12 protein-coding genes are annotated in these 13,635 nt (G+C 65.8%); 11 read left to right on the forward strand and 1 reads right to left on the reverse strand.

The window, feature by feature from the left end; translation table 11 throughout:
* Nucleotides 1–399 precede the first annotated feature (399 nt).
* Nucleotides 400–1,707 carry a hypothetical protein gene (locus tag JSV65_01845; GenBank protein UCH35121.1) on the reverse strand — a complete coding sequence of 436 codons (1,308 nt, stop codon included), beginning with the start codon at nt 1,705–1,707 and terminating at the stop codon, nt 400–402.
* A gap of 252 nt (nt 1,708–1,959) precedes the next feature.
* On the opposite strand from JSV65_01845, the gene JSV65_01850 reads away from it, so the two are divergent.
* From JSV65_01850 to JSV65_01900, 11 genes are all read left to right on the forward strand, one after another.
* Nucleotides 1,960–3,162: a hypothetical protein gene (locus tag JSV65_01850; protein UCH35122.1), complete on the forward strand. Its 1,203-nt coding sequence runs from the start codon at nt 1,960–1,962 to the stop codon at nt 3,160–3,162.
* A 213-nt stretch (nt 3,163–3,375) separates the two neighbouring features.
* Nucleotides 3,376–4,821, forward strand: a complete 1,446-nt coding sequence (locus tag JSV65_01855; protein UCH35123.1) for a hypothetical protein — start codon at nt 3,376–3,378, stop codon at nt 4,819–4,821.
* 225 nt (nt 4,822–5,046) lie between these two features.
* On the forward strand, nt 5,047–6,213 hold the full coding sequence (locus JSV65_01860; GenBank protein UCH35124.1) for a hypothetical protein: 1,167 nt from the start codon (nt 5,047–5,049) through the stop codon (nt 6,211–6,213).
* A gap of 106 nt (nt 6,214–6,319) precedes the next feature.
* Entirely contained in the window at nt 6,320–7,024 is a 705-nt protein-coding gene (gene rsmG / locus JSV65_01865; GenBank protein UCH35125.1) for a 16S rRNA (guanine(527)-N(7))-methyltransferase RsmG, read from the forward strand.
* 144 nt (nt 7,025–7,168) lie between these two features.
* Complete coding sequence (locus JSV65_01870; GenBank protein UCH35126.1) at nt 7,169–7,981, forward strand: ParA family protein; 813 nt, start codon at nt 7,169–7,171, stop codon at nt 7,979–7,981.
* Entirely contained in the window at nt 7,920–8,783 is an 864-nt protein-coding gene (locus JSV65_01875) for a ParB/RepB/Spo0J family partition protein (GenBank protein UCH35127.1), read from the forward strand. Before JSV65_01870 ends, JSV65_01875 begins: the two co-directional genes overlap by 62 nt.
* Before the next feature lie 155 nt (nt 8,784–8,938).
* Nucleotides 8,939–9,820 carry a pyridoxal 5'-phosphate synthase lyase subunit PdxS gene (gene pdxS / locus JSV65_01880; GenBank protein ID UCH35128.1) on the forward strand — a complete coding sequence of 294 codons (882 nt, stop codon included), beginning with the start codon at nt 8,939–8,941 and terminating at the stop codon, nt 9,818–9,820.
* Between the two features lies 1 nt (nt 9,821).
* Nucleotides 9,822–10,415: a pyridoxal 5'-phosphate synthase glutaminase subunit PdxT gene (gene pdxT, locus JSV65_01885; GenBank protein ID UCH35129.1), complete on the forward strand. Its 594-nt coding sequence runs from the start codon at nt 9,822–9,824 to the stop codon at nt 10,413–10,415.
* 193 nt (nt 10,416–10,608) lie between these two features.
* On the forward strand, nt 10,609–11,388 hold the full coding sequence (locus JSV65_01890; GenBank protein UCH36669.1) for an ABC transporter permease: 780 nt from the start codon (nt 10,609–10,611) through the stop codon (nt 11,386–11,388).
* Nucleotides 11,389–11,417: 29 nt separating this feature from the next.
* Nucleotides 11,418–12,155: an ABC transporter ATP-binding protein gene (locus JSV65_01895; GenBank protein UCH36670.1), complete on the forward strand. Its 738-nt coding sequence runs from the start codon at nt 11,418–11,420 to the stop codon at nt 12,153–12,155.
* Nucleotides 12,156–12,228: 73 nt separating this feature from the next.
* The coding region (locus tag JSV65_01900; protein ID UCH35130.1) for an MCE family protein at nt 12,229–13,635 on the forward strand (1,407 nt) is incomplete at its 3' end.

The following is a 13,635-nucleotide window of genomic DNA, read 5'->3' on the forward strand; positions in this document are numbered from 1 at the left end:
CACTTCTCCGATTCCAACGCACTTGGCCCCGTTAGCTCTTTCGTAGAGGATAAGGTCGCGCTTCTGGCCAGTCGCGCCCTCGAGCCTTACGTCGAATTCCTGATAGCGGACCGCGAGCAACGCGTGGCAGCCTTCCTCGAATAGCTGCGAATCCCGGCCATATCTCTGTCTGACTAGATCGCCTAGCGATTTCACCTGACCGGCCTCTCACGGTTTGGCCGATTCGGGGCGGCCGATAGGCAGTATATCATACACGTCGGCACAGCGGAGGGAACGAGGAATCGTCCCCGTTTATCGTACCTGCCTACTAGCACCCGCTACCAAGCCAGCGCACCATATGACCACCGCATGGGCGGTAGCGGGCCGTAAGCTCGTCGGGATCACCATCAGTGACCTGCCTTACTGTGAAGAAGGGCGACGGTTCCTTTGAAGTCTACCCCCCACCATCCGCGCCAGCCAGTACGCCTGGAGCCACGTGCATACGCCATAGCCGTTGTAGTGGAAACACCCCCGCCGGAATCGCGGCGCCACCCGCTCCGGGTCATCCACGTACAGCCACCGCATCGCGCGATCGTCATATGCCGCGAGGATCTGCTCCGCAATCGCGAGATACCTGGGCTCGCGCAGATGCTTGAAGGCAAGAGCATTCACCACCGCGATGTGGAACGCATCGCCGAGCGCGCTGTCCGTGATCTCCCCGTCCGGCGGCGGCGCGGTGGTGTTCGTCCTGGGGTCGTAGCGAATCGTCTCGAACGACAGCCCGTTCGGCTCGCGCCCGCTCACGTCTTTCGCCGCGCCGACCAGGAACAGGTTCGCATGCCCATCCGCCCATGACCGCCACGCCGAGGCCAAGCCGTCGCGCCGCGCTTCGTCGTACTGCCTGACCGCATCGAGCAGATACGCGTACATCTCAGCCACATAGGGATGCGAGACGTAGGGCTTCTTCACCCGCGCGGCCTCATCGAGGAAGCTCTCCATCAGCCGGTTCCCGGCCGCTGCGATGATCGCCTCATACGCCGCGCGCGCCTCGGGCGTCTCGTTATAGTGCCAGTCATAGAGCTGAAACGCCGCCATCAGCGCGTGGTCGGTCGTGCCTTGCCGATAGTTGCCCGCGCGCTCATCCACGCTGCCGTCCGGGCGCGTCTCGAGGTACCCGTGCGCGCGCCAGTAGTACGCCATGTCGGCGAGGTCCCGGCGGATGAGGCGGCGCTCCGTCTCGCTCGCGATATCGCTTGCGTGGAACGCGTCGAACGCGTGGGCGACGTAGATCATCTGGTCAACTGACGTGTCGTTCTGATGCGGCCGGGGCACCCACCCGCGCAGCCCGCCGCTGCCGACGAGGCCGTGCATCACGCGGAAGAGGCGATGGGCCTTCTCGGCCACCTCGGGCTCGCGAGCGTAGGCGTAGCGATAGCAGTACGCCTCGAGCAGAGACCCCATGGCCATGTTCGAGTTCTCGTACACCCGATCCACGCCCTCCGGTTGCATCGTCTCGGGATCCAGCGCTGACATCACGATCCCGTCGGCATCGAATAGATGCGCGTCCAGCTTGGCTTCCCAGAAACGGGCTTGCTCTTCGAGATCCATCGGGGGCCCTCCCGGGTTCGGGGAATCCGCTTCGAGGTGTGAAACCACGGCGGCGAGACACGCCAGCGCGACGCATACGAACAGGCCGCGCGGATGGATGCTGCGAGCTGCCAGCGACATGCGCGACGTGCGCGCTCCAATCCAGGGCAGTGCGCGTAGGAGGGAATGCAGTGTGTCCATCACCATGTCACCGCTCGCATGGATACTACTCTGAGCTGCAGGCCCTCCCCTGCCCCGCCCACGCCTCCGCATCCTTGACCCCGCCCCACCGCCGTGCTAGAATCCCCGCCGGCGCGGAACACGGGCCGGCATCACACCACGCCATCGCCCCCTGCGTCCCGCCGCGCACTTCTTCTCGCCCGGGGAGCCGTCATGAAGAGAGTGCTCGTCTCGATCCTCGTCCTGCTCATTGCCACAGCATTCGCGTCTGCCGACCCCGTCCCCCGCTTCGAGCCGACCAGCGACATGCCCCACGGCCTGTGGCTCCCCACCGTCGGCAAGGGCAGGACGAACTGGGAGGTCAGCGTCGGCGCGCGCTTCTGGAAGGACAAGTTCGACCCGCGCAACCTTATCGCCCAGGGCGAACTCGACCTCGGCCCGGGCTTGCGCGCCCACGCCCTCGCGCGGCACAACCGCAGGATTGACAGCCTCAGCGGCTTCGACCCGAAGCTCGACGAGGCCTATGTCGAGGCATACGGCTTCTACACCCAGCCGCACTCAACTGTTTCCGCGAGCCTGCGCGTCGGCCGCGTTCGCTACCTGCGGTTCCCCTACCCCGACGCGATCGCGATGTTCGACCAGGTGCCGGGCGTCGGCGACCTGCAGGGATGGTATCCCACGGGTTACAGCGGAGCCGTGCTGGCGGCCGAGTACGCCCATGACTGCGGCCTCGGCGCGCACTTCTCGGGCATTGTCTGGGCCTTCGACGGCGCGCGCGATAACGGTGACGCGAACGCCATCGAGGATTACGTGTTCTACCGCGAGGACTTCGGCAAGTTTCACTTCGAGGCCCGCGCGGGAGGGATCGCCGCGCGCCAGGCGCCGCTGGGCGCGACCGCTCGCAAGGGCTACGATGTGTTCCTCGGCGTCACCCACAAGGGCTACACCGGCGGTGCGCTGTACGAGAAGCGCGAAGGCGAGCAGGCGTACACCGGCGTGATGATCGTCTTCCCCGACGACACCATCACGCGCGCGCTCGGCAAAGTCGGCTTCGACTACACCCGCGAGCCCGAGGGGTTCAGCGTGCAGGTGCCGGTTCTACGCGGGCGCACAGGGCTAGCGCGGGAGGCACCCGCGGGGCAGATGCAGGTCGGTGAAGTCGTCGCCGTCCGCACGCGGACATTCTGGCAGGCGGGGCTGATCCGCAACTTCTACGAGCACCGCATCTCGGCGTGGGGCGAGACGACCGATCCCGACCTCATCGTGGTCGCCGAGGAGCATCCGATGTACCTCCGGGCCGAGGCGCTCGTCAGTCCGCACACCACGCTCGATTCCGACTGGTTCCGCGATCGCCAGGGCCCGGCGCACAACTCGCGGCTGGTCGTGTACCGCTTCTACCGCGCGGGGTCAGAGTAGCGGATGCGTTCGCCCTAGGCGCTCGTCGCAGTGTCCTTATGATGGGACAGTTACCTTTTCCACGCCGGCCCGCGCGCCTGCGTGGAAAGCGTAGGCAGAAGCCCCTCACATAGGCCTGTAGCGCAACCGCTGCGGCAAAAGGTAACTGTCCCGTTTCCCACGCTCGTGTGCTATCATTGGAGCAGCCGCTGCGCACGCGGCGAGGGGTGGGCGATGCCACGGATTGACACCGGGCCGGGCAGCACGTTCCGTTTTGTGGTGGGACTGGTTGCCGCAGCGCTTGCGATTATCGCCCTCGCCGTCGCCCTGGTAATGGGCAATCTGCGGGCCGAGGTCAATGCCCGCCGCGAACGGCTGCACCGCGCCGGCGTCCCTCTGGCCCTCTCCGAGCTTACTCCATCGCCCGTCCCAGACGATCAGAACGCCGCGCCACTGTATCAGAAGGCCTTCAACCGCCTGCAAGTTCAGCGCGTGGACATCACTGCCCTGAGGAGTTTCATCGCACCGAATACGCGCAAGCCGGTGCGAGCAGAAGTGGAACGCTGGGTGAGTGATAATGACGGCGTCTTCGGGCTGCTCGAAGACGCCGCGCGCCGCCCGTACTGCCGCTTCCCGGTTGACTGGCAGGCGCCCAATCCTCTGGAACTACCTATCCTACATACTCGGGTTATGGCCGTCTGCTCGCACTTCCTGCATGCCCGCGCGATCATGGTTTTGGAAGACGGCCGCTACTCCGACGCGGTCGCCGACTGCCGCACGGCGCTCGCCATGAGTTCGCACGTCGCTCAAGACCCGCTCATGCCGTCCCTGTCCATGGCGTGCTCCATCCGCGCTTCCACATTCGACGTCCTGCGCCAGGTGATGGAGCGCGCGCAACTCGACCCGGCGACCCGCCGCGCGCTGTTCAATGAACTCGCGAAGCCGGATGACCGAAGGCTCTACGCCAAGGCCGCCGCTGCACAGAGCATCTCCGCCACGTGGTGCTTCGACGCAGCGGGAAGCCATTCGGGCAATCTCCGCGAATACCTCGCCAGCGGGACGTTCTCGTCCGGGCCTCGGCCGTGGGCGCCGCTTGTCGCGCTCTACCTGAGCCCGCTGGGCAGGCCGATTCGACTGCGCGAGGAAGTCGAGTACCTCGATCGGCTGGAACGAGGACTGGCCTTTGCGGAGTTGCCGTATCGTGAAGCCGCGCCGCGCTACCGGAAGATCATGGACGAGATCGCCGGCGCTCCCGGCTATTGCTTGCTCACTCGCCTGTCCGGCGACCTGTACTTCCGCGATCAGGATCCGCTGTGGCGCGAGCAGTCCTTCGCGGAGCAAGGAGCGACGCAGGTCCCGCTGGCACTCGAGGCGTACCGCGCCGAGCACGGGGGCTATCCGGATTCGTTGGACGATGCGCGTGCGCCGCGGAAGGTGGGAGCTGGGGCATCGCCCACATCATCCGTGGTCTGGGCGGAAGACGAGCCTCTGCCCTACGAGCTTCCCGAGGATCCCTTCAGCGGCAAGCCTTTCGGCTACCGCCGCGAGGGCCGGGGCTTTGTCATCTACAGTTGGGGCGGCGACCTCGACGACGACGTCGGGCGCGAACTGGATTACGCGACCACGACATACTACTGGAAGCCGCCCAACGGCGACCTGGTGTGGCGGTTCTGGAACTGACCGTCCGGTATGTTCCGCACCGGCAAGCGAAGACCACTCAGGCGGCCTGTCTGCCACGGCCGTAGGCACGCACCCTCACTTCCCATCCGTTGAAGTCACCATGCCCAGGCACAATCACACATTTGTGTGCTTCTTTTCCCATTCTGCGCATCCACGCGGCAGGACATGTGCCACGGTTCAAAGAACGCAACGCACTGAGATTACAGGCGACGGAAGGAGTCACCCATGCGCAGCGCACGGGCCGCATGCCTGGCAGTTCTGGTCGCGTTGCTCGTGGCGAACACCGCCACCGCACTGCAGATCCGTTCGACGCAAAGCGTGGTCATCGACGAGGGTGTCACTGTTGACGACGACCTCCTCGTCATGGCGCAGGACTTGACCCTCAACGGCGAGGTCACTGGCAACCTTCTCGCGATGGCGCAGCGCATCTCGATCGCCGGGAAGGTGCACGGCAGTGTGGTTGCCATGGGGCAGATCGTCGAATGCACCGGTCCCGTGGGAGGCAGCTTCCATGCCGCGGGCGAGACGGTGGACCTCAACGCGGCAGTCGAACGAAACGTCACTGCCGCCGGCCAGCGCGTGATACTCGGCGACTCCGCCCGTGTCCGCCGCGACGCGTTCCTCGCAGGGGAGAGCGCGGACGCCTCGGGCGAAGTCGCCCGCGACTTGAAGGTGGCGGCAAACAACGCGGTTCTCAATGGCAGTATCGGCGGACTGGCGAGGTTCTGGGTTCAGAACCTCCGCCTCACCGACACGGCTCGTGTCGGCCGCGATCTTGTCTATGTCAGTGCCGAACCGGCAGTGGTGGCCGAGGGCGCCGTGGTCACGGGCGGGATAATCCACCAGCTCCCCAAGCCGGCTGTGAAGCCCGCTCAGTGGCGGGCGTTCGCGGCGGTCATTCGCGTCGTGGGGTTCATCTGGCTCATCCTGTTCACGGCGTTGCTGGTTGGCGTGCTGCCGCGCCAGATGTATGATGCGTCCGAGCGGATCCGCAGCGCTCCCGGCTGGACGCTCCTTGCAGGCTTTCTCTTCATCGTCCTGGGCCCAATCGCCGTCGCTCTGCTGCTCGCTTTCGTCCTCCCCGCAGGGCTCACGCTGCTCGCCATCTGGCTCGCCTTCCTGTACGCGGCACCAGTGGCCTGCGGCATCGCTCTCGGCTCCTTCATCTTTCGCCAGTTCGCCAAACGCGAGGTAACACGCCCCGTGCTCGCCGCACTCACTGGGGTTGTCATCATATGGGTTGCAGAGTTGATCCCTGTCGTCGGATGGCTCATTCGGATCGGCGTCGCCCTTCTCGGCGTCGGCGCCCTGGCACTGACTGTCGGTCAGGTCATCGCGAGAAGCCATCGTAGCCTCGCGCCTACGCCCCCGGGGCCGGCCGAGGCGCCCTGAGCCCGTGCGGCCGCACAAGCGATTACAACCACACGCCACTGCCGGAGCGGGATCGCCCGAAACAGTGTGGCGGGACGCCCTTGCTGCGGGTAGCGCCGCCATCGGCGTGCCCCTTACTGATGCTCAACTCCACTCGTTCGGGCTCTATCTCGACACGCTGCTCGACTGGAACCAGCGCATCAACCTGACGGCGATTACCGATCCGAACGAGGTCGCAGCGCTCCACTTCCTCGACTCGCTCACGTGCCTGCCGGCTTTCTCCTTTGATGCAAACGCCTGTGTGCTTGATGTTGGCTCCGGGGCGGGATTTCCGGGCATTCCCCTCGCCATTGCCCGCCCCGATCTTAAGGTCACGCTCCTCGAATCGGTTCGCAAGAAGCGCCGATTCCTCGAACACGTCGTCGCCAGCCTCGACCTGCCGTCCGTCTCCGTGAAATGCGCGCGAGCGGAGACAGCCGGCCGCGATCCAACCATGCGCGACGCCTTCGACGTCGCCGTCACCCGCGCCCTTGCGGAACTGAGCACCGCAGCCGAGTTGTGTCTTCCCTTGGTCAAGGTCGGCGGCATTGCGTTGGTGATGAAAGGACCGAAGGCCGACGACGAGATCTCCCGCGCCGATGACGCCATCGCCATCCTTGGCGGTGTGCTCGAGTTCACACGTGACTTCGATCTGCCGACTCCATCCGGCTCAGCACAGCGCGTCATCATCGGTCTGCGAAAAGCTGGCGCAACGCCCGATAAGTACCCCCGTGCTCCAGGAATTCCCGCGAAACGCCCCATAAGCATTGACAGAAGCAAACCGTGCGGATAGAATAGGCGCAGCGGCGCGAACGCGGCGCTTTTTTCCCGGGCGACACGGCGTTTGAAGGACCAGCCTCATGCGGCGCTTTAGGACCGTGCACCGCGCGCATTAATCATTGATAACCTCCGCTGACTCACGGGAGCTGGTGTAGGCTTGGCGCAAGTTACGGCGATCCTCAATCAAAAAGGCGGAGTCGGCAAGACTACCACGGCCATCAACCTTGGGGCCTGCCTGGCGGCGGAGGCCAAACGAGTCCTGGTAGTTGACATGGACCCCCAGGCGAACTGCACGAGCGGTCTCGGCGTCGACGCATCCGAGGGCAAGACCTCCTACGACATCATGTCGGACAACGTCGGCGCTGCGGAGGCCATCCGGCCGACGGCTACTGAGCGCCTCTTCGTCGTCCCTTCCACGATAGATCTCGCGGGTGCGGAGGTCGAACTGGTCGCGGCGATCGCGCGGGAGTCGCGACTGCGTGAGGCGCTGCTGCCGGTGTTGCCGGAGTACGACTACGTTCTGCTGGACACGCCGCCATCGCTCGGCCTGCTGACGGTGAACTGCCTCACCAGCGCCCACTGGGTGCTGATTCCGATCCAGTGCGAGTACTACGCGCTCCAGGGGCTTGCGCAGCTCCGCCGGACGGTACAGCTCGTCGAGCGGCATCTGAACCCCGCGCTGCGGCTCATGGGCGTTTTGCTCACGATGTTCGATGGCCGGACGCGGCTGTCGCGCGAGGTAGTGGACCATGTCCGCAGCCATTTCGCCGAGCGCGTATTTGAGACGGTTATTCCGCGGTCAGTGCGGTTGTCCGAGGCTCCGAGCTATGGGCAGCCGATCATCGCTTACGATCCGGGCTCGAAGGGCGCTGAGGCGTACACACAACTAGCGAAGGAAGTGATAGCAATTGGAGACCAAGCGGAGAGGCCTGGGGTCCCTGATCCCGGGACTGGAGAAGGGGTGGCCTGAGGGCGGTGAGGGAGTTCAGCGGGTACGGGTGGACGAGATATCGGCGAACCCGTATCAGCCGCGTCGCCAGCACGACCACGAGAAGCTGGCGGAACTGGCGGATTCCATGCGAGAGCACGGGGTCGTTCAGCCCTTGGTGGTCCGGCCGGTGGACGGCGGCTACCAGCTCGTCGCGGGGGAGCGGCGCCTGCTGGCGGCCCAGCAGGCGGGACTGTCCCAGGTGCCCGTAGTCGTCCGGGAGTGCACCGACCGGGAGATGCTGGAGCTGGCGCTGATCGAGAACCTCCAGCGAGAGGACATCAACTGCATTGATGCGGCATATGCATATCGCCGGCTGATGGACGAATTCGGGATGACGCAGGAGGATGTCGCGACGCGGATTGCGAAGAGCCGGCCGGCGGTCGCGAACACCCTGCGGCTGCTGACGCTGCCGGATCAGGTGCAGGAAAGCATCATGTCGGGGCGGATCACCGAGGGCCACGGCCGGGCGCTTCTGGCGCTCGACGACGAAGGGGCCATAATCGCGCTGTGCGAGCGGGTGGAGCGAGATGGCCTATCGGTGCGCCAGACCGAGGAGATGGCGCGGCCAAAGCCGCCGGTCGAGCCTGTTTCACGTGAAACGTCTCAGAAGGAAACGCAACTCGATGCAAATATGCGTTTGCTCCAAACGCGCCTGCGGGAGTCCCTGGGTACCAAGGTCGCGATTCGCCCCCGCGGCGACGCCGGAGCCATTACCATCGAATACTATTCCCAGGAGGATCTCGACCGCGTTTCGGCGTACATCCTTCGTGAGGAAATGTAACGCCGGTATCCCATATTGTATGCCTAAGTGACAGCGACGTATTACATAAGCTACAGCCATGGGCGATGGCCGTCGGCATTGTCGCGCTAGCAGTACAATGAACGACGCTAGCGACCCATCCCCTCGGCCCTGGGCGCACTAAGGAGGCGATAGGGTTGGAGAAGTCAACGTGGAGGACGAAGGTCGGGCTGGCCGAGATGCTCAAGGGCGGCGTGATCATGGACGTCACCAACGCGGAGCAGGCCAAGATCGCGGAAGAGGCAGGCGCGGTCGCCGTGATGGCTCTCGAGCGTGTCCCGGCCGACATCAGGGCACAGGGCGGCGTCGCCCGCATGGCCGACCCCGACAAGATCAAGGAGATCATGACCACCGTCAGCATCCCCGTGATGGCGCAGTGCCGCATCGGCCACTTCGTCGAAGCGCAAGTGCTCGAGGCCTTGGGGGTGGACTTCGTTGACGAGAGCGAAGTGCTCACGCCGGCGGACGAGCAGTTCCACGTGGACAAGCACCAGTTCCGCGTACCGTTCGTGTGCGGCTGCCGGGATCTCGGCGAGGCGCTGCGGCGCATCGGTGAAGGGGCGGCGATGATCCGCACCAAGGGTGAAGCAGGCAGCGGCAACGTCGTCGAGGCGGTGCGACACATGAGGCTCGTCGCGGGCGGCATCCGTCACCTGCAGTCACTGCGGCCGGAGGAGCTGATGACCGAAGCGAAGAACCTTGGAGCGCCGTATGACCTCGTCGTCGAGGTCGCGCAGGGCGGCAAGCTGCCCGTACCCAACTTCGCCGCCGGCGGTGTTGCGACGCCCGCCGACGCGGCGCTCATGATGCATCTCGGGGCGGAGGCGGTGTTCGTCGGCTCAGGTGTTTTCAAGTCCAAGGATCCCGCGGCGCGCGCCAAGGGGATCGTCGACGCGGTCGCGCACTACGACGACCCCGCGTTGATCGCAGAGGCCTGCGCCGGGCTCGGTGAAGCTATGCCCGGGCTCGACGTCAGCAAGCTGGCCGAGGGCGACCTGCTTCAGACGAGGGGTTGGTAGATTGGCCTTCGGCATTCTCGCCCTGCAGGGGGCGGTGGCTCAACATCTCAGGAGCCTCCGTCGGTTTGGGGTTGACGGGCGCGAGGTCCGCACACCCGCACACCTGGACGGGCTCGACGGTCTCATCATCCCCGGCGGAGAGAGCACGACGCTGGGGAAGCTGATGGCGCGCGTTGGGCTGGACCGCGCGCTGATGGATTTCGCGACCGCGGGCAAGCCGATTCTTGGCACGTGCGCGGGGATGATACTGATGGCGCGCGCGGTGGAGGGGCACGACCAGCCGCTGCTCGCGCTGATGGACATCGTCGTCCGACGCAACGCGTTCGGGCGCCAGGTAGAGAGCTTCGAGGAGGACCTGCAGGTAGCGGGTCTGGACGGCACACGCTTTCGCGGGGTGTTCATTCGCGCGCCGTATATCGTGGAGGCCGGGCCTGATGTCGAGATCATGGCGGAGGTGGACGGCCACGGGGTGCTCGCGCGGCAAGGCAACCTGATCGCGAGCGCGTTCCACCCCGAGCTGACCGAGGATCTGCGGCTGCACAAGATGTTCATTGATCTGACGCGGCACGGCGGGCAGAGCTGCCCGCCCGAATAGACACCGCCGAGCCGGATGTCGCGTAGGGCGACGTGACACAACATGTTGTGCCGATGCAATAACGTCAAACCCATATATTGTGTTTTGTGCGCACCGGACCCTGCGCGGCAAATTGCGGTGCACTCGGACTGCGCCCGGCTGCGATGACGCGCCGGGACATGCGTTCATGCAAGGTGACTGATTGAAGAGCAGCATTACAGTACTGGGGCGAGCGACTCTGGATGGGCTGCGCTGGTTGGGGGAGGCGCAGCTCTTGTTGCAGGAGGCGGTCGGCGATATCCTGCGCGGGCGGGTGAGATGGCGGGAGACGCTGCGGCAGATGGCGGTGCTGGGGTTCGACTCGCTGCCCATCGTGCTGCTGACGCTGCTGTCCGGGGGCATGGTGCTGGCGCTGCACACGGCGCGAGAGATGGTGCGCTTTGGGGCGCAGCAATTCGCGGGCGGCATGGTTGCGGTGTCGGTGGCGCGCGAGCTGGGCCCGGTGTTGACGGCGGTGGTGGTGGCCGCGCGCGTCGGGTCCGCGATCGCCGCCGAGTTAGGCTCGATGAAGATCACCGAGCAGGTGGACGGGCTGCGGTCTCTGGCGGTGAGCCCGGTGGAGTATCTGGTGGTTCCCCGGCTGGTCGCGGGCATCGTGATGCTGCCGATACTGACGGTGCTGGCGGATGCCGCGGGCGGCCTGGGGGCATACGTCGTATCGGTAAGCCAGGGGATTACGCCGGAGGAGTACCTGCGCAGCGTGCAGAGATTTCTCACGGGGTCCGATCTGTTCGGCGGGCTGATCAAGGCGGCGGTGTTCGGGTTCATCATCTCGATGGTGGCGTGTCACGTTGGGCTGCGTACACGCGGCGGGGCGCAAGGCGTAGGGCGCTCGACGACATCGGCCGTCGTCATCAGCATCGTGCTGATCTACGTCACCGACTACTTCCTGTCGTGGATCATGCTGTCCATTATCGCACTGACCGGGGGATAGGGGCGTTGAACGACCGGGCCGCAGTGGAGATGGTGGATGTGGTGTACGAGATCGGGGGCAGGCGCGTCCTCGACGGGGTCAGCCTGCGCGTGGAGCGCGGCGAGATCAAGGCGGTGATCGGGCTGTCGGGGTCCGGCAAGACGACGATGCTGCGCAACATCATCGGGCTGGTGCGGCCGACCTCGGGCGCGATATACGTTCAGGGCGTGGAGGTAACCAAGCTGTCCGAGCCGCAGCTCGACGAGGTGCGGCTGCGCACGGGTTTCGTGTTTCAAGGGGCGGCGCTGTTCGACTCGCTGAACGTGCTCGAGAACGTGGCGTTCGGCCCGCGGCAGCACCGGCGGATGGATGAGGATGAACTCCGCAAGGTCGTGCGCTCGAAGTTGGATCTGGTCGGCCTGCATAATATCGAGGAGCAGATGCCGTCGGACCTTTCCGGGGGCATGCGCAAGCGCGTCGGGATTGCACGGGCGCTCGCGATGGAGCCGGAGTTGATGCTGTTCGACGAGCCGACGGCGGGGCTCGACCCGATCACCGCGCGGGCGATCCAGGACTTAATCGCGCGGCTGCGGGGGGAACTGGGGATGAGCTGTCTCGTGGTCTCCCATGACCTCGAGGGCTTGTTCCACTTCGTGGACCGGGCGGCGCTGCTGTACGACGGCAGGATTGTGGCGGCGGGCCGGCCTGCCGAGCTGCGCTCGAGCGAAGACGAGTTGGTGCGACAGTTCGTGACCGGATCGGTGCAGGGGCCGATTCACATCGTGTAGAGTCGAGGGGCGGCTGCGGGGATTCGCCACCGGCTCCCGGGAGGGGCCGATTGAACGGTGACTGGAGGAAGCGATGAGGTCCGGCGCTGAGGTGAAGGTAGGCCTGGTGGTCGTGACGGCGCTGGTTGCGTTGGGCGCGATCGTGTATTACTTCATCGGCATGTACGCGCAGCGAGTCGGCTATCCGCTGGAGGTGGAGTTCGAGCGGGCGGAGGTGCGCACGGGCGACAGCGTGGTGATGGCGGGGGTGCCGGTGGGGCGGGTCGAGTCGGTGGGGCTGACGGAGAACAACCGGGCGCTGGTGCGCCTGCGCATCCGGCCCGGCGTGACGGTCCGGGAGGGGTACGGCGTCCACATCGTACCGGGGGCGATCCTGGGGGAGAAGTTCCTGGAGATCAGGCCGGGGCCGCCGGAGCGCGCAGGGGCGGCGCTCCCGCCCGGTGCAAGAGTGGATGGACAGCCGTACGTGCGGATTGAGGATCTGGTGGCGGATGCACAGGGGCTGCTGGCGCGGCTGACCGAGGCCGTGGAGTCGGCGACGCAGTTGATTCAGGACGAGGAGGTGCGCACGGGGATCGAGCAGGTCATTGTCGAACTCGGGCAGACGGCTCATGACATGGGGGAACTGGCGCGCGCGCTGAGGTCCATGGCGGCGGAGACGCGGCCGCAGGTGCAAGCGGTGCTGGCAAACGTCGAGGCCGTGACGGATGATCTGCATGCGACCTCCAGTGCGCTGTCACGCACCGCGGAGGAGACGGAGATACCGGCGGAGATGGAGGCGGCGGCGCGGCGGCTGCGCATTGTGACGGAGCGGATAGATGACATCGCGGCACAGTTCCAGGAGATGGCGCGCGACCCGGAGATGAAGGAACTGGCCCTGGCGACGGTGCGGAATTTGCACGAGACGTCGGACCGCATCCGCGAGGCAAGCGAGGATATACAAAGCGCGGTGGGCGAGGCGCGCGCGGCCGCTGCAGCGGTCGCCGAAGCGTCGCAGGACGTGCCGGCCATCACCGCGAGCATGCGCGAGGCATCGGCGAACATCCGCGACGCGTCGGTAGAAATCAAGGGCCTCGCGCGCCGGACGCGCAGGGATGTCGGCGCCGTCACGGGCCAAGCGGCGGAGACGGCGCGGGAGATCGGCGAATGGCCGCCGCTGAGCATCGGGGTCGGTGTGGACGGACAATACCTGACGCGCGATGACCGCTGGTGGATAGATGCGAATCTCGACCTCAGCGCGCGCGACCGACTGCTGCGCATCGGCGTGGCGGACGTGGGGGAGAGCGATCGGTTGAACCTACAGCTGGGGCAGCCGCTCGGGCCGGGGCGAGTTCGCTATGGTGTTGTGGAATCGAAGGCGGGACTGGCGTATGATTGGCCGTTGGCGCCGTGGTTCACTCTGAGCGCGGAAGCGTTTGACCCCAATGACCTGCGGGCGAACGTATTCGGCTACTGGGGGCTGCCGGAGCTGGAGGGGTGG

This window comes from Armatimonadota bacterium (assembly GCA_020354555.1).
Classification (GTDB): Bacteria; Armatimonadota; Hebobacteria.

Coding starts and splice junctions, on each gene's coding strand:
- JSV65_01845 (UCH35121.1), bottom strand. CDS start 1,707: ATGTCGCTGGCAGCTCGCAGCATCCATCCGCGCGGCCTGTTCGTATGC.
- JSV65_01850 (UCH35122.1), top strand. CDS start 1,960: ATGAAGAGAGTGCTCGTCTCGATCCTCGTCCTGCTCATTGCCACAGCA.
- JSV65_01855 (UCH35123.1), top strand. CDS start 3,376: ATGCCACGGATTGACACCGGGCCGGGCAGCACGTTCCGTTTTGTGGTG.
- JSV65_01860 (UCH35124.1), top strand. CDS start 5,047: ATGCGCAGCGCACGGGCCGCATGCCTGGCAGTTCTGGTCGCGTTGCTC.
- JSV65_01895 (UCH36670.1), top strand. CDS start 11,418: ATGGTGGATGTGGTGTACGAGATCGGGGGCAGGCGCGTCCTCGACGGG.